The organism is Caulobacter sp., from assembly GCF_049283275.1.
GTDB lineage: Bacteria > Pseudomonadota > Alphaproteobacteria > Caulobacterales > Caulobacteraceae > Caulobacter.
This window is the reverse complement of the sequence record NZ_JBAPVS010000146.1, coordinates 26,845-43,089: the sequence shown is the minus strand read 5'-3', so window position 1 is coordinate 43,089 and position 16,245 is coordinate 26,845. Positions and strand designations below refer to the sequence as shown.

Annotated in this window: 14 protein-coding genes and 1 tRNA gene; 7 read left to right on the top strand and 8 right to left on the bottom strand. The window is 67.3% G+C overall.

Annotation, left to right across the window (positions count from 1 at the left end):
* Positions 1-25 precede the first annotated feature (25 nt).
* Genes WAL33_RS07640 through WAL33_RS07630 form a run of 3 tightly spaced genes read right to left on the bottom strand, consistent with a single transcriptional unit; the run spans position 26 to position 2,954 of the window.
* Entirely contained in the window at positions 26-970 is a 945-nt protein-coding gene (locus tag WAL33_RS07640; protein WP_422180073.1) for a hypothetical protein, read from the bottom strand.
* Positions 967-1,896, bottom strand: coding sequence for a diacylglycerol/lipid kinase family protein (locus WAL33_RS07635; protein ID WP_422180071.1), 930 nt, complete (start codon positions 1,894-1,896; stop codon positions 967-969). The genes WAL33_RS07640 and WAL33_RS07635 overlap by 4 nt, the downstream gene beginning before the upstream one ends.
* On the bottom strand, positions 1,896-2,954 hold the full coding sequence (locus tag WAL33_RS07630; protein ID WP_422180069.1) for a CDP-alcohol phosphatidyltransferase family protein: 1,059 nt from the start codon (positions 2,952-2,954) through the stop codon (positions 1,896-1,898). The genes WAL33_RS07635 and WAL33_RS07630 overlap by 1 nt, the downstream gene beginning before the upstream one ends.
* Positions 2,955-3,109: 155 nt before the next feature.
* Here WAL33_RS07630 and WAL33_RS07625 point away from each other — a divergent pair, with 155 nt between their 5' ends.
* From WAL33_RS07625 to WAL33_RS07600, 6 genes are all read left to right on the top strand, one after another.
* Positions 3,110-4,021: a metallophosphoesterase family protein gene (locus tag WAL33_RS07625; protein ID WP_422180067.1), complete on the top strand. Its 912-nt coding sequence runs from the start codon at positions 3,110-3,112 to the stop codon at positions 4,019-4,021.
* 122 nt (positions 4,022-4,143) lie between these two features.
* A complete protein-coding gene (locus WAL33_RS07620) occupies positions 4,144-4,581 on the top strand; it encodes an HIT family protein (RefSeq protein ID WP_422180065.1) in 438 nt (145 codons plus the stop codon).
* Positions 4,578-5,807 (top strand): LptF/LptG family permease, encoded by a 1,230-nt coding sequence (locus WAL33_RS07615; RefSeq protein WP_422180063.1) that lies wholly within the window; start codon positions 4,578-4,580, stop codon positions 5,805-5,807. Before WAL33_RS07620 ends, WAL33_RS07615 begins: the two co-directional genes overlap by 4 nt.
* Positions 5,804-6,868 carry an LptF/LptG family permease gene (locus tag WAL33_RS07610; RefSeq protein ID WP_422180061.1) on the top strand — a complete coding sequence of 355 codons (1,065 nt, stop codon included), beginning with the start codon at positions 5,804-5,806 and terminating at the stop codon, positions 6,866-6,868. Before WAL33_RS07615 ends, WAL33_RS07610 begins: the two co-directional genes overlap by 4 nt.
* Positions 6,869-8,020 (top strand): dATP pyrophosphohydrolase, encoded by a 1,152-nt coding sequence (locus WAL33_RS07605; RefSeq protein WP_422180059.1) that lies wholly within the window; start codon positions 6,869-6,871, stop codon positions 8,018-8,020. It abuts the gene before it with no gap.
* Between the two features lie 3 nt (positions 8,021-8,023).
* Positions 8,024-8,788: a nucleotidyltransferase family protein gene (locus WAL33_RS07600; protein WP_422180057.1), complete on the top strand. Its 765-nt coding sequence runs from the start codon at positions 8,024-8,026 to the stop codon at positions 8,786-8,788.
* 118 nt (positions 8,789-8,906) lie between these two features.
* On the opposite strand, the gene WAL33_RS07595 is transcribed toward WAL33_RS07600, so the two are convergent.
* Positions 8,907-11,207, bottom strand: a complete 2,301-nt coding sequence (locus WAL33_RS07595; protein ID WP_422180056.1) for a TonB-dependent receptor — start codon at positions 11,205-11,207, stop codon at positions 8,907-8,909.
* A gap of 306 nt (positions 11,208-11,513) precedes the next feature.
* Between WAL33_RS07595 and WAL33_RS07590 the strand changes: the two genes are divergently transcribed.
* Positions 11,514-11,882, top strand: coding sequence for a hypothetical protein (locus tag WAL33_RS07590; protein WP_422180054.1), 369 nt, complete (start codon positions 11,514-11,516; stop codon positions 11,880-11,882).
* A gap of 15 nt (positions 11,883-11,897) precedes the next feature.
* On the opposite strand, the gene WAL33_RS07585 is transcribed toward WAL33_RS07590, so the two are convergent.
* The 4 genes from WAL33_RS07585 to WAL33_RS07570 form a co-directional block, all read right to left on the bottom strand.
* On the bottom strand, positions 11,898-12,650 hold the full coding sequence (locus WAL33_RS07585) for a sugar phosphate nucleotidyltransferase (protein WP_422180052.1): 753 nt from the start codon (positions 12,648-12,650) through the stop codon (positions 11,898-11,900).
* Positions 12,651-12,824: 174 nt separating this feature from the next.
* Positions 12,825-12,899 (bottom strand) — tRNA-Gly (locus tag WAL33_RS07580).
* A gap of 136 nt (positions 12,900-13,035) precedes the next feature.
* Entirely contained in the window at positions 13,036-15,114 is a 2,079-nt protein-coding gene (locus WAL33_RS07575) for a TonB-dependent siderophore receptor (protein ID WP_422180050.1), read from the bottom strand.
* Positions 15,115-15,338: 224 nt separating this feature from the next.
* On the bottom strand, positions 15,339-16,223 hold the full coding sequence (locus tag WAL33_RS07570) for a TraB/GumN family protein (RefSeq protein ID WP_422180048.1): 885 nt from the start codon (positions 16,221-16,223) through the stop codon (positions 15,339-15,341).
* Positions 16,224-16,245 lie beyond the last annotated feature (22 nt).

The window sequence follows — 16,245 nt, the reverse complement described above, 5'->3', positions numbered from 1 at the left end:
AAATTGGAAAGGCCTGAGGGAAACCTCAGGCCTTTCCTGCTTTTGGGCTCTTCCCCTGGGCCTGGCGCTGCCGCCACAGCCGCCACAGCACGCCCGGCGCGGCCAACACCGGATGGCGCTCGCGCCAGGGCGTCAGGGCCACCGGCATGCCGGTATGGCGTTCGATCTTCCAAGCCGCGTAACGCGCCGCCCCCTCGAAGGTGAAGGCCGCCTTGATCAGGCGGGCGTAGTTCAACGGCCGCCCCATGCGCCGGCGCAAGCGCCAGGCGGCCTGGATGCGTTTTCGGTCCGCATCGCTCAGCCGGGGCCGCACCAGATCGTCGGCCTCGATGTCCAGCAGCCCTTCCTCGCGCCAGCAGGCGATCAGCAGGCGATGATAGCGGGTGACGTCGAAGCCCAGGATCGAACGTTCGCGCCCGCCCTTCTCGACCCTGAATTCGGCCGCATAGGTCTCCTTGAACAGGGCCGACCAATAGGTCTCGGCCGAGCCCGCGGCAGGCCCCAGGGCGGCGGCGAAGCGGGCGGCGGTGCGAGCCGCGTCGGCGACGGCCTCGACCACCTGTTCAGCGACCACCGGATTGGCGCTCCACACCAGTCCCGCCGGCTGGACGAAGCGGGCCCAGATGGTGGTGTCGATCCCCTGCCCGCGCGTCGCCGCCTGGAACTGGGCCAGGGTCATGGTGGCGACCTTGGCGCGCAGCGCCTGACCGTCCACCTCCAGCTCGTGATAGCTGACGTCGGGCCACAGCAGGCGGGTGGCCAGGCCGCGCAGGCCGGGACGGACGCGGTCGGTCAGCACATAGAAGTCCAGAACCCCGTCCAGGTCGCCGGTGCGCAGGATCGAGCCATAGAACAGCACCGCCAGCGGCGCCTCGAAGCGATCCAGCAGCTTGGTCGCCAAGGCCACGGCCTGCGGCGGGGCGGGAGCCAGAAGCTCCTCCCCCACCAGGCTGGTGACGGCGCCGGTCATGCCGCCAGGAACCTCAGGGTGGGGCCCAGGAGCACGGTCAGCCCGCCCGCGCCGTCATAGACGTCGCCGTCGACCACCAGCGGCTGGTCGGTGGTGATGCGCAGCTTCTCGGCGTCGCCCCGGCGATAGCCGTGGCGGCCGGACCAAGCCGACTCCTTGCCGGCCAGCAGCGCCGGAAAGGCGCCCGGCAGACGGCGCGGCGGCGCGTCGACGTCGAGGAACTTCAGCCCCTCGCGCGGCGGGCCGAACGGCTTGACCCCGAACGGCAGCCGCTTGAGCGTGGTGGCCAGCACCAGGAAGCGGTCGGCGGTGCGGGTCTCCTCGCCGTCGATGGCCAGGCACAGCGGCACGCCGGCTCGCCATTGGTCGCGCTTGCCGCCCATCACCGTGCCGACCAGGGCGCCCAGCACGCTCATCGCCACCGCGATGCTGTGGAAGGCGCCGGTCTTGTGGACGGTCTGGGCCAGGCTGGTGGCGCGCACGAAGGCGCCCAGGCCGAAGACGAAGCCGTGCAGGCTGGGCCGCCCGTCGTCCCAGCGCACCTCGAGCGGCGCGCGGTGCTTGATCACCGCCTGGTCGGACTTGGCGGCCGCCATGGCCTTGGCCAGGGTCCAGTCGCGCGGCACGCCCAGGTCGATGGCCAGGACATTGGTCTTGCCCGACGGGATCAGGGCGATCAGCGGCATGGCCGCGCCGAAAATGGGCGCCGCCAGGCTGAGCACGTCGCGGATCGTGCCGTCGCCGCCGTCGATGACCAGCAGGGTCACGCCGCACTGGGCGAACGCCTGGAGGTCCTGCTCCAGGGCCTCGGGGGTGGCCGGCTCGACCAGCAGCACGGCGTCGGGCGTCAACGCTCCAGATCCATTGGACTCGGTCCGGCCGATATTGGCGTGGCTCATCGGATTGCGAACGACGCCTACACGCATCAGCGGGACAACCAGGATACGACGGCGCCTTTTGGGGTCGTCAGGGCTTGAAGGATCTGGGTCGCGTGGACGATCAGGCAGATCGCCGTCCAGACCGCCACCGCCAGGAACCCGATGTCGGGACGTCCGACCAGAACCGCAAGGGTCAAGAAGATCAGGTTGGGATTGCGGCGGGCGGTGATCAGCCGGAAGAAGCTGTCGAACGGCCGCCAGGCGTGCATCTCGACCTTGAACAGGGCCAGAAAGATTCCCTCCTCGACCCGTTGCAGCACATAGCCGGCGACGATGACGGCCAGGGCCAGCTGGCCATGGGGCATGGCCAGGCCCAAGGCGCCGACGCCGACATACCAGGCCCACCACCAGAACGGTGGGTGGACCAGGTCGATGCCGTGGTCGAAGACGTTGCCCCACTTGGACGAGGTCAGGGTCACCCGCGCCAGCTTGCCGTCGACGGTGTCGAGGAAGGTCATGATCCAGGCGCAGACAAGGCCCCAGCCGAACTCGCCGATCCAGAACAGCCAGAAGGCCGCCAGCACTCCGACGAAGCCGATCAGGGTCACCTGGTTGGGGGTCATTTTCGCCAGGGCGCACCATCGGGTGACGATCCGGGCGGGCGTGGGCCAGACGTACTTGGTCACCAGGTCGGTGACGCCCTTGTATGAGCCCTGGAACAGCCGATTTTCGACCGCCACGCGGGTTTCGGGGGTCAAGCGCTCCAGCACCGGCGGCTCGCGCTTGCGCAGGGCGCTGTTATAGGCCGAACCCAACTCCAGCGCCGTCAGGCGGACCTCGGCCAAGGCGGTGACGTCCTCGCCGGTGTCGAGCCGCACGATCGCCTCGCGGGCCCGGGCGGCCGGAACGTTGATGGCGACCACTCGCCCGGCCTCGTCGACCAAGGCCACGCCCGGACGATCGGCCAGGGCCTTGATCAGGGACTCGTCGAACACCCACCCGGCGTCGGCCACGACCACATCGCCGGCGATGAACACGGTCTCGGGACCGGCCTCGACCAGGCCCAGGCGGCGGTAGATCCGCGACAAACGCTCGGCGGAGGTCATCCCCCAGAGGCGCGTCTCGCTCCGTCCGACCGTGACGGCGGAGGGGCCGGCAGCCTCCGCTGGATGATTTTCCGCGCTCACGATAGACAACCCCTTGAAACCTGGGGCGATTGATAAGCAGCTTCGGCTCCTTCCGCCAGAATCCGTGAACAATCTTGTCGATATTCCGCCTCGCGCACCTCTCCGACCTTCATCTGCCTCCGCCCGATGGCGCGTTCGGCTGGCGAGACCTGCCGTCCAAGCGCCTGCTGAGCCGAATCGCCTGGCGGCGCAAACGGCGCGAGCACCAGCCCGAGGTGCTGGCCTCGATCATCGCCGATATCAAGGCGCATGCCCCTGACCACATCGCCATCACCGGTGATCTGACCAATTACGCCTCGCCCGCCGAGTACGAGGCCGCGCGCCTGTGGCTGGAAGCGCTGGGGCCCGCCCAGGCGATCACGGTCAGTCCAGGCAATCACGACGCCCTGGTCGAAGCCCGGGGCGGCGAGCCGTTCGCCGCCTGGACGCCGTGGCTGGGCGACGACGGCGCGCTCGCCTTCCCGCAGGTGCGGGTGCGCGACGGCGTGGCGCTGTTCAACCTCTGTTCGGCCGTGCCGACCGCCCCGCATCTGGCCACGGGACGGCTGGGGAGCGCTCAGCTGGAGCGCCTGGACGCGCTGCTGGGCGACGCCGCCTATCGCGACGCCTTTCGGGTGCTGCTGATCCACCACCCGCCCACCCCGGGAGCGGTGTCCAAGCGCAAGGCGCTGGAGGACCAGGACGCCCTGCGCGCCCTGCTCGCCCGCCATGGCGCGGACCTGATCCTGCACGGCCACGCCCACGAGGCGACCGTGTCCTCGGCGCCCGGGCCGGACGGCGCGATGATCCCGGTGCTGGGCGTGCCCTCGGCCTCGGCCATGGGCGAGCGCGGCCATCCGGCGGCGCGCTGGCACGGCGTGGAGATCGACCGCCGGGCCGACGGCGCGGTCGAGGTCAAGGTCGTGGCGCGAGGTCTCGACCCCAAGACCGGCGAGCCGAGCGAGCTGGGCCGCTATGTCCTGATTCAGGCTGGCCGGCGCCCTTAGGCGATCCTCAGCCGCGCGGCCTCGGCGGGAACCGAAGCGAACAATGCGGATCGCCCTTCCATGCAAAAGACCGCGTCCCTATTGTAGGACGACGGCGGCGAACGCCCCGAGGCGAGGCCGACATGACCAATCCCACCGCTGAGACCTTCGGTTATCCGCGCACCAAGGTGGCCGAGACCGCCAGCTGGCTGGTCCTGGTGCGTCCCAAGCAACCGACCTTTGGGTCTCTGGTCCTGGTATGCAAGGAATCGGTCGAGGCCTTCTCCCAGCTGAGTCCCGCCGCTTTCGCCGACCTCAAGACGGCGACCGAAGGCGTTGAACGGATGCTGGGCAAGGTCGTGGCCTACGAGAAGATCAATTACCTGATGCTGATGATGGTCGACAAAGACGTGCATTTCCACGTGATCCCGCGCTATGCCGGAACGCGCGAACACGAAGGCCGAGTGTTCGCCGACGCGGGCTGGCCCGCCGTTCCCGCCCTGGGATCGACGGTCGATCTGGATCTCGACGCCGCCGAACGGTTGGCCCGCACCCTTTCCCAGGTCTGGTCCGCCGCGTGAAGAGGCCCATTCCCACGCCGCACGGCACGTCGCGATTTCGACTGATCGACGCCTATCTGTTGCGCCTGCTGGCCTGGCCCATCGTCGCCTGCCTGGGTGTGACGGTGATCGCCTTGTTGCTGGAGCGCGTCCTGCGCCTGCTGGACGTGTTGTCGCAAAGCAGCGCCCGCTTCGGCTACGTCACCTCGCTGGCCGCCAATCTGGCGCCGCACTATCTGGGCCTGGCCCTGCCGGTGGCGTTCTTCGTGGCGCTGTTCATCGTCATCACCAAGCTCAGCGACGGCTCGGAGATCGACGCCCTGCTGGCCAGCGGCCAGTCCCTGACCCGCATCGCCGCGCCGTTCGTGTGCGTCGGCCTGTTCCTGATGATCTTCAGCCTGATCGTCTTCGGCTACATGCAGCCCTACAGCCGCTACGCCTATCGCGCCGTGATGCATGAGGCGATCAACGCCGGCTGGAACGGCAAGCTGAACGGCGGAGCCTTCATCGACCAGCCCAAGCTGCTGATGACGGCCGACGGCGCCGACGCGGCGGGCCAACAGCTGACCCGGGTGTTCATCCGTCGCATGGACGCCGCCGGCCGCGAGGAGGTGATCACCGCCGCCACGGCCGATCTGAGGCCCGACGCCGACGGCAAGACCGTGATCATGCTGCTGCGAAAGGGCCAGCGGATCGCCATCGACGCCCGCGGCCAGTACCGCATCCTGGTCTTCGATCAGTTCACCACCAACATGCCGTTGGCCGGTGCGGCCGCCCTGCTGCGCAGCCGCGGCGGCGACGAGCGGGAACTGACCCTGGGCGAGCTGGCCCGCCAGGCCGACGCGCCTCATCCGGTCGTGCCCCGCGCCACCCTGCTGGCCGAGCTCTACGGACGCCTGGCGCGGTCGGCCTTCCTGCCCTTCCTGCCGCTGCTGGCCTTCCCGCTGGGACTGGCGGCGAAACGGGGCAACCGCACCCCCGGCCTGATTATCGCCGGTGTGCTGCTTCTGGCCTTCCAACACAGCCTGCAGCTGGGCCAGAGCCTGGCGGAATCGGGCAAGGCCATGCCGCTGGCCGCGATCGGAACGCCCTGGCTGATCTTCGTGAGCCTCAGTCTCTGGATGTTCATCGGCAGCCGCAAGCGTCCCGGCCAGACCCCGGTCACCGAGATGATCCGGCGGTTCGGCGTGGGCATCAAGCGCTTCCGCCGCATGTTCCGGGACAAGTTCGAGCAGGCCGAAGCATGAAGATCCAGCTCTATGTCCTGCGGACGGTCGGCATGCGCGTGCTCGGCGCGGCCGTGATCCTGTTCTCGATCCTGCAGATCCTCGACCTGCTGGAAGTGACCACCGACATCCTCGACCGCGGGCTGGGCACGGCCGGGGTGCTGTACTACGCCGCCCTGCGCTCGCCCCGCCTGATCGAGCAGGTCGCCCCGATCGCCACCCTGGCCGGCGGGCTGTTCGCGTTCTCGCAGCTGGCCCGCGAGAACGCGATCATCGCCATGCGCGCCACCGGCATCTCGGCCTATCGCATCGTCGGCATGGCCCTGCCCGTGGCGCTGGCGGTGATGGTCGTCGACTTCAGTTGCGCCCAGCTGATCGCCCCTAGAACCGATCCCGTGCTGGCCGACTGGTGGCAGGCCACCACGCCGGCCGCCGACCGTAAGGTTCAAGGCCCGCGCAGCTTCCGGGCCGGGGACGACCTGGTGATCGCCGCCGGCGCCTCGGCCGACGGCCGGGTCCTGAACGCGGTGAAGATCTATCGGCGCGACAAGTCCGGCCGGCTGATCGAGCGCATCCAGGCGCCGTCGGCGACCTATGCCCGCGACAAAGGCTGGACCCTGACCAGCCCTCTGATCGTCCGCTTCAACAGCGAGCAAGCCAAAGTCACGCCCGCCGCCACCCTGAATTGGCCCTCGCCCCTGCATCGCCAGGACGTACAAGCCCTGTTCGCCGACAGTCCCGTTCCGACCGCCGCCACGGCTCGCCGGGCGCTGCTGAGCGGCGGCGGCGACCGCCCGACCACCTTCTACGAGACCCGCCTGCTGGCCGCCTTCGCCGGACCGGTGATGTCCCTGGTGATGCTGCTGCTCAGCGCGCCCGTCGCCCTGGCCAATTTCCGCAGCGGCCAAGGCGCCGTGCTGTTGGCCGGCGGACTGGCGACCGGCCTGATCTTCCTGGTCGTCAACGGCCTGCTGTCGGCGCTCGGCGAAGGCGGCTCTCTTTCGCCCATCCTGGCGGTCTGGGGCGGTCCAACCATTTTCGCGGCCCTCGCGATCTACGCACTTGTTGTTTTGGAGGGCTGAATGCCGTTCGACACCACCGATCTCGACCTCAAGGTCATCCCCGTCGCCTCCAAAGCCGAGTTGAAGCGGTTCATCGACCTGGCCAACCGGTTGAACGCCGATGACCCCAACTGGGTCAAGCCGCTGATGTATGAGCGGATGGCGGCCCTGACCCCCAAGACCAATCCGTTCTTCGAGCACGCCGACGTGCAGATGTGGCTGGCCGTGCGCGGCGGCCGCGACGTGGGCCGGATCAGCGCCCAGATCGACCATCTGGCCACCGAAGAAGGCGACGCCAAGACCGGCAATTTCGGCATGATCGCCGCCGAGGACGACCCGGCCGTCTTCTCCTTGCTGTTCCGCACCGCCGAGGACTGGCTGAAGGCGCGCGGCTGCAACCGGGCGCTGGGACCGTTCAACCTGTCGATCAACGAGGAGGTCGGCCTGCTGGTCGACGGCTTCGACACCAAGCCGATGGTGATGATGGGCCACGATCCCCGCTACACCGCCGCGCGGGTCGAGGCGCAGGGCTACGTCAAGGCCAAGGACGTCTACGCCTATGTCTGCGATCCCCGCGCCGCCCTGCCGCCCGTGGTGGTCCGCCGGGTCAAGCGCGGCCTGCCCGAGGGGGTGACCCTGCGCGAGCTGGACATGAGCCGCTACGACGAAGAGGTCAAAGCCCTGACCGACATCCTCAACGACGCCTGGTCCGGCAACTGGGGCTTCGTGCCCACCACCCAGGCCGAGACCGCCCAGTTGGGCAAGTCGCTGAAGGACGTGCTCGACAAGCGCCTGATCCTGTTCTCTGAGATCGACGGCGAGCCGGCCGGTTTCATCGTGCTGCTGCCCAATGTCAACGAGGCCATCGAAGGCTTGAACGGCAAGCTGCTGCCGTTCGGCTGGGCCAAGCTGCTGTGGCGGCTGAAGGTCAAGCGGGTCAAGTCGATCCGCATTCCGCTGATGGGCCTCAAGCGCAAGTTCGCCGACACCCTGCGCGGCCAGGTCGTGCCGTTCCACCTGATGAACGCCGGCCGCGACGCTGGGCTGGCCCTGGGTTACGACAAGTTCGAGTTCTCGTGGATTCTCGAGGACAACGCGCCGATGCGCCGGATCTCCGAGGCCATGGGCGCGGAGATCTACAAGACCTACCGGATCTACGAGAAGGCGCTCTAGGCGGTGGGGGCGCCCTTCCAGGCTCTTGTGCTGGCCGGCTCGCGCGGCGGGGTCGATCCCGTCGCCGACTATGCCGGCGTCAGCCAGAAGGGCCTGATCGTCCTGGGCGGCCAGACCCTGTTGACCCGGGTGCTGACGGCGCTGGACCAGGCCGGCGCCGGGCGCATCGGCGTCTCGACCAACGACAAGGCCCTGGAAGCGGCCCTGGAGGCGCAGAGGACCCGGGCGACGCTGTCACGCCTGCCCTCGGCCTCAGGCCCCAGCCAGAGCGTCCACGAGGGCGCTGTGGCCATGGGCACGCCGCTGCTGGTCACCACGGTCGATCACGCCCTGCTGCGGCCCGAATGGGTGACCGACTTCATGGCCGACACCCCGGCCGACGCCGACATCGCCATCCTGCTGGGCGAAGAACACCTGGTCCAGGCCGCCGCCCCGACCACCAAGCGCACCTATCTGGCGTTCCGCGACGGCCGCTACTCGGGCTGCAACCTGTTCTACCTGAAGACCCCGGCCAGCCTGCGGGCCATCGACCTGTGGCGCACGGTCGAGAAGCACCGCAAGCAGCCGTGGAAGATCGCGGCCCTGTTCGGACCGGTCATGCTGGTCCGCTACCTGCTGGGCCTGATGACGCTGGACGAGATGGTGGCCCGCATCGGCCGCCTGGCGGGGGTCAAGGCGGCGGCCGTCCGGGCGCGGCACGGCCTGGCGGCGGTGGACGTCGACAAGCCCGCCGACCTGGACCTGGTGCGGTCGATCGTCGAGGGGTGAGCCCCCTCCGTCTCCCCTAGAGACTACGCTTCCTTCGACACGAAAAACCCCGCCGCCGGGCGCCGCTGGAGCGGCGTCGGCGACGGGGTTCTCGAGAGGTCGAAAGTCGGAGCGTGGACTACTTCAGCTTGGCGCTGACCGAAATGCCCACGATGCGCGGCTCGTTGTAGACGGCCGCCATATAGTTCTCGATGACGCCCTTGAGGTTCTTCTCGTTGGTGATGTTGCGGCCGAACAGGGCCACTTCATACGCGCCGTCGCCGCCTTCGTAGCCGAGCTTCAGCCCGCCCTCGAAGTTGCCCTTCGAGTAGAACTCCTCGGTGTCGTAGAGCACGAAGTTCGTATAGCCCTGGACGTTCCAGTCCGTGGCGATGAACAGCTTGCCGTCGGCGCCGACCGGCACGTCATAACGGCCCGTGAAGCTGAAGTTGTACTTCGGCGCGTTGGGCAGCGGCTGGCCGTCGATCTGGGTGTAGAAGCTGGTGCCGAAGGCGCCCACGATCGCCTTGGTCGGGCTGTTGACCGTGCAGACGATGGCGCTGTTCAGACCGCAGACCTGGGCGTAGACGCGCTTGTCGTTGATCTCGCTGTGCAGCAGGCTGAGGCCGGCCGTCAGGGTCAGGTTCGAGATCGGACGCCATTCGGCGTCGGCCTCCAGGCCGTAGGCCTTGGCCTTGTCGGCGTTGAACAGCACCCCGTTGCCGTTGGAGTCGTTGCCGTTCAACTGGATGTCGCTGACCTCGTAGGTGAAGGCCGAGGCGTTCAGGCGCAGGGTGTTGTCCAGCAGAGTGCTCTTGAAGCCGGCTTCCCACGACAGGATCGTTTCGGAGTCGGCCGTCGTGAAATCGGTGTTGAACACCGCCGAGCGGCCCTGGATGGTCGGGCCGCGGAAGCCCTTGGCGGCCCGGGCGTAGAGGTTCAGGTCGGGGTTGACCTCGTAGTTGGCGCTCAGGTCCCAGCTGACCTGCTCGTCCGACAGGCGCACATAGCGACGGCCGGCATAGGTGACGGCGTTGGCGGCCGTGTTGGCCGTTCTGACCAGCTTGGTCTTCTTGGCGTCGTAGGTGTCACGCAGGCCGCCGGTGATGGTCAGGGCGTCGGTCAGCTTGTAGCTGACCTGGCCGAACACCGCCCACGAGGTGTTGAGGTTGTCCAGCTCGACCCAGTTGTTGGGGTTGTAGCCGGTCGTGCCGGGCTTCAGGAAATAGGCGCGCTGGTAGAAGTCGGTGGTGTCGCGCGAGTCGAAGTACATCGCGCCCACCTGCCACTTCAGCTGACCGTCGCCGTTGCTGGCCAGGCGGATTTCCTGGGTCAGTTGGTCGAGGTCGCGGACCTGGCCCATCGATTGGCCAAAGCCGTTGGGAAGGCCGCCGACCGGATAGTTGGCCGCCGCGCCGCCGTCGGTGTCGCCCCGGCTGTAGCCGTTGGTCGTCTCGTAGGCGCTGATCGAGGTCAGGGTCACCGGACCGAAGTCGTAGCCGATGTTCAGCGACGCGCCCTGGGTGTCATAGGCTTGCGGATTGTTGGCCGCCTCGTCGAAGGCGACGCTGTCGCGCGGGGCGTTAGGCTTGTTGGAGCCCTTCGTCAGCGCCTGGCGCAGGAACAGGGTCGAGGTGCCCTCGTAGTTGCGGGCATGGGCCGAGGCCAGGACCGTCAGCTGTTCGGTCGGCGTGGCCAGCAGCTGGACCCGCACGTCCTTTTCGTCGAAGCCGCCCATGGCGTTCTTCTGCGGGGTGACGGTGCCGTCGGCGCTGGTCCCGGCGAAGGTGTTGTCGACGTAGTCGTCGCGGTGCTGGTAGAGCGCCGAAACGCGGAACATCAGCTTGTCGGCGATCGGGCCGCCGATGCCGCCGTCAAAGGTGGTCGTGCCGTAGGTGCCGTACGAGGCGCTGGCGCGGCCCTGCAGGGTTTCGGACGGACGGATGGTGTCGAACTTGACGATGCCGGCGGTGGTGTTGCGGCCGAACAGCGAACCTTGCGGGCCGCGCAGCACTTCCACCTGCCGCACGTCGAACACCGGGTTGGACTTCAGCACCACGTGCTCGAGCACGACGTCGTCCTGGATGATCGACACCGGCTGCGAGGCGCCGAGGTAGAAGTCGATATTGCCCAGGCCGCGGATGTAGAAGCGCGGGAAGATCCGGCCCGTGGTGGTTTCGGCGTAGAAGCTGGGAACCTTGCCCGACAGCGAGATGATGTCGTCGCCGCCGCCCTGGATGGCGCGCAGCTGGTCGCCGCCGACCACGGCCACCGACACCGGGACCTTCTGCAGGTTTTCCGACCGACGCTCGGCCGTGACCACGACCTCGTCCAGAGCCGTCGAGGACGCCTCCTGGGCCAAGGCGGTGTTGGCGAAGCACAAGGCGGCGAAGCCCGCGCCGAGCAGAAGACCAGACTTACGGAGACGGAAGTTCGGCATAAAGACCTCTAGCCAGGACTGAGATGGAAACTGAATTTTTCCAAAGGGTTATCGGTCCAAATTGGCCACCCCCTTTTAAGAAACCACTTACTTCAGTGGAGATGTCCTGGCCTATACGAGGGTTATGCGACTGTCTAATGACGGTCGCACGACGGCCACATCTTGGCTGATTTTAGCGGCGCCGGCGCCACAGTGGCGCACGCTGCGCCTCCTCTCGGGCAGAGGCGGCCTTACGTCTTACGCCTATCGACCCTTCGCTCTAGGCTGCGCCAACGCTGATTGAGCTGGTCGGCAGGAGACACCGAAATGTGGCGCGCGCTGATCTGGGGTGTCGGGGTCCTGACAATCGCCGCGACCGGAGCCCAAGCGGCCACGCCGCTCGACGGCCGATGGCTGGTCGACCTGTCCACCCAGCCCGGCAAGCCCTACGTCAAGGCTATGGACCTGGTGCTGGCCGATGACGGCTCGGTGAGCGGATCCTTCTACGACAGCACGATCGAAGCGGGACGCTGGAAGACCGCTCGCGGCCGGACCTGCGTCAGCTTCCGCACCACCGACGGCAAGGGCCCCTATCATACGGCCGCGTGCCTGATCGGCGACGAGGTGCAGGGCCAGACCTGGGCGGAACATCGGAACTTTCTGTTCAACTGGAACGCCAAGCGTTCGGCCGAATAGATCCCGAAGAGCCGTCTACTCGCCCGCCGCGACCCACTTGGCCGCCAGGGCGCGATTGCCCGGCAGGTCTTCGGGGAAGTCCATCTCGGCCCATTCCAGGCCCTCGATCGACTGGGTGCGGACCACGTCGTGGTCCTGGGCGATCTGGTTGATCACGCTGAGATACCAGCGCTTGAGGCCCTCGGGGGTGCGCAGGGCCTGCTCGACGATGCGGGTGAACAGGGCCGCGCCCTCGGAATCGAAGCGCAGGAAGCCGATCGATTCGGCGTCGTACTGGTCGATGGTCTTGCCGATGGCGCGCAAGCTGAGTCCCTCGGTCAGCACCTTCATGTCGTCGGCGTCATAGCCGGCGGCCTTGCGATCGATGGTGACGGTGATCTGGGCCGGCGGGGCCGCCATCAGCCGCTCGGCGATCGGGGCCTCGAACAGGGTGTCGCCGTTCAGCAGCAGGAAGTCGCCGCTCATCTCGCCGCGCGCCAACCAGCAGGTCGCCAGGTTGTCGGTCAGGGCGTAGAACGGATTGAACAGGGTGCGGACCTTGAGGCCCGGAATGTCGAGCCCCGCGACTTCCTTCTCGACAGTGTCGGCGGCGAAGCCGGTCACCACCACCACCTCGGTGATCCCCGCCTCGGCCAGATGCTTGAGCTGCCAGTGCAGCACGGTGCGGCCCGACAGCTCGACCAGGCACTTGGGGCGTGTATCGGTGAGCGGCGACAGGCGCTTGCCCTGGCCGGCGCTGAGAATGATGGCTTTGGCCGGTTTCGCCACGGGCGTGGTCTCGTCTGTCTGGGGAAAGTAAGGGCGCGAAATAGCGACGACGGGGCCGACCAGCAAGCCGACCCCGTCGCTTCAGGGCGCGAAGTATCAAGTTTAGCGGGATGGGCGCAAGCACCTCCCAAATCCGTCCTCCCGGCGAACGCTGGAAGAGGCGATGGAAGGCGTTGGAGCGGGCGATGGGAATCGAACCCACGACATTCTGCTTGGGAAGCAGACGCTCTACCTCTGAGCTACGCCCGCAGGGACGGAGAAAGCCGCGCCGTCCAAGCGCTGAGCCCGTCTAGCCGGTCTGGCTTGTCTTCTCAATGGTTCTTTGGGGCGTTCTTTAGGGGCCCCGCCCGCGGACTTCCGAGAATTCCGCGGGCGGGGATCAGGCCTAGAATGCGTACTTCAGGCTGACCGTGTAGTTGCGCGGCTGGCCGTAGCGATACTGGCTGTAGAAGCCGGTCTGGGCGAAATAGGTCTTGTCCGTCAGGTTCTCGACGTTGGCCTGAAGCGACAGTTGCTCGTTGAGCTCATAGCGGGCCATCAGGCTGACCAGGGCGTAGCTTTTCTGCTCGAAGCGGAAGGGAGAGCCCTCATTGACGGAATAGGCCGTGCTCTGCCAGTTGACGCCGCCGCCGACGACCAGGCCGTCCAGCGCGCCGGGCAGCCGGTAGGTGGTGAACAGCTTGACCAGTTTGCGCGGGAACGCGGTGTTGACCTTGACGCCGGCCGCGTCCTCCATCTCGAACTGGCTGTAGCCGAAGCTGACGTTCCAGTCCGTGGCCGGCTTGCCGATCACTTCCAGCTCGAAGCCCTTGCTGGTCGCGCCCTCGGCGGGGATCGAGGCGCGCGCGGGCGGCGTCGATCCAGGGACGATGTGGCTGGCGTCGGGATCGATCTGGGCCAGGTTGTCCTGCACGATCCGGAAGACCGCCACGGTGGTCTGCAGCCGCTCGTCGAGGAAGGCGCTCTTCAGGCCGATCTCGGCGCTTTCGCCGGTGATCGGGTCAAGATAGGCGCCGGTGTAGTCCTGGGCGTTCTGGGGCTGGAAGATTTCCGTGTAGCTGGCGTACAGGCGATGGTTCGGCGTGAGGTCGTAGAGTGCGCCCAGATAGGGGACGAACACGTTGTCATCGCCGAAGTCGAAGGTCCCGTAGTTGAAGCCCTTCTGACTCCAGCTGGCCAGGCGCGCGCCAGCCACGACCTTGAACGCGTCGGTGACGTTGAGGCGCGTGGCGGCGTAGTAGCCGGTCTGCTTGATGGTCTGGTCGACGGTCGGCGAGCCGACCTTCGAGAAGGTCGGGTGCGGGATCGCGGTCCAGGTGTAGAAGCTGCCCGCCGGCGCCACCGTCGAGGGGTCCGCCGCGAAGGTGTCTGTAGTCAGATGCTGCTTGCTGTGCAGCGCGCCCGCGACAAATTCATGCTGGCGGCCGAACAGGGCGTAGTCGCCCTTCAGCTGGACGTCGACGCTGTTCTGGATGCTCTCGCCGTCGTCCCGGTAGGGGTAGGCCGCGTATTGCCAATTGCCGGTGGCCTTGTCGATTAGGCCCGACATGTAGAGCAGCTCGGTGGTCTGGGCGTTACGCGCCCAGTTGTAGTTGACCGACAGCGACCAGCCGTTGGTGAACCTGTGCTGCAGGTTGGCGAAGACGTTCTGGTTGGTGGTGTCCCAATAGCTCCAGTCGGCCGAGGCGGTCTTCGAGCGCGGCCAGACGGCGACCGTGCCGTCCGAGAAGAAAGTGGGCAGCGCCCCCCAGGCCGGCGCGTTCGGGGCGCCCTTTTGCTGGCTGCCGCCGACGCGCAACAGGGTGTTCTCGGTGAGGTCGGCGTCGATGACCCCGTACAGAACGCTCTTCTCGTTCTTGTACCAGTCGATGAAGTTCTCGCCCTTCTCGTACTTGGCGACGGCGCGGCCGCGGATCTTGCCGTCGGCGGTCAGCGGGCCGGCGATGTCGGCCTGGATCTGGCGGTTGTTCCAGCTGCCGAGGCTGCCGGACACATAGCCTTGCAGCTGCGTGGCCGTGGCGTGCTTGCGCACCAGGTTGATCGAGGCCGAAGGATCGCCGGCGCCGGTCATCAGGCCGGTCGCGCCGCGGACGATCTCGACGCGTTCGTAGATCGAGACGTCGGCCATGGTCTCGCCGGCCCCGCCGGCCAGGGTCCAGCCCGTGGGCACGCCGTCGATCTGGTAGTTCTTGATCTCGAAGCCGCGGGCGTTGAACGTGTTGCGCACGTCGTCGACTTGGTTGCCCGAGACGCCGACCGTGTTGGTGACGATGTCAGCCACGCTCTGCATATTCTGGTCGAGGATGCGCTGGGCGGTCACGACCGTGACCGATTGCGGGGTCTCGCGCAGCGAAAGGCCAAGGCCGGTCGCCGTGTCGATCCGCTCATTGAGGGTGTAGGACCCCGTCACGATCAGTTCGTCGACGCGGGTCTCGTCGGACGCCTGTTGCGTCGTCTGCGCCATGACCGGCGACGCGAACGCCACGAACGCACCGCCCGCGAGCAACATTGCCTTCAACACCATAACAACCCCCGATCACACGGCTCCCGGCAAAACAGCCGCACGGAAACGCCGCTCGCTTCAAAACACCGGCGCCGTGCCGGCCAGAGCGCTATAGCGATCGAGAATTGAGAATGCAAATGACTCGCAAATAAAACACGGTTCGGCAACCGGACGGCGGAACGTCCCTACTCCACCCGCTCGGCCTTGACGCCCAGCTTGGCCAACTGCGCCTGCAGGCTGTCGGGACCCGCCAGGTGCCCCGCCCCCACCGCCACGAAGCTGACGCCAGCCCCGTTCAGCTTGCTCTTGAGCTGACGGGCCCAGTCGCGGTTACGGTCGACCAGCAGCAGATGGTAGAGGTCCGGATAATCGCCGCGCATCTCGTCGACGATCTGGCGCTTGAGCTCGGCCTGATCGCCTGATGTCCAGGCGGCGACCAGGGCGTCGACCTCCGCGGCGCCGCCGTCGATCTCGTCGAGGGTGGATTCGAGGAGTTCGATTTCCTGGGCCGGGGTCATGTCGGCGAAGAAGCGCACCTGCTGTTCCAGGGTCTCGAAGGCCGAGATCGGCTTGCCCGCCGCCTTGGCCTGGGCGGTCAGCAGCTTTTCCACCCCGCTCTCCGTATCGTAGCCGGCCCGCAGCAGCGGAACCGGAAACACCGTCAGCGCCGCCAGCCAGGGCCGCATGGGCTCCAGGCCCTGGGGCGGCAAACCCATGGCCTGGGCGGCGGCCTGCAGCTTGGCGTAGGATTCCGGCTTGAGTTTGCCTGACAAGGGCGAGGTCCGGTCGACGCCGTATTTCAGCATCAGGTCACGGGTCTTTGTTGCGTCCTCGGGTTGCTCAATCTCCATGACCACATCGTCGGCGCCCTGCAAGGCCCTGGCGATCTTCGGCGAACGCCACGGGGTGTTAGGCTTGAGCACGTGGATCGTGCCGAACAGATAGATCGTCGAGTCCTTGTCCTTGATCACCCACAGAGCGGGCTCGGCCAGAACGGGGCTCGCCCCCATCGCCAGAAGCGCGACGAGGGCGAGAGCGAGGCGGCGGACCGGACCGAGCAGAATCATCATGCCGCCACTGTTCCGGTCCTGG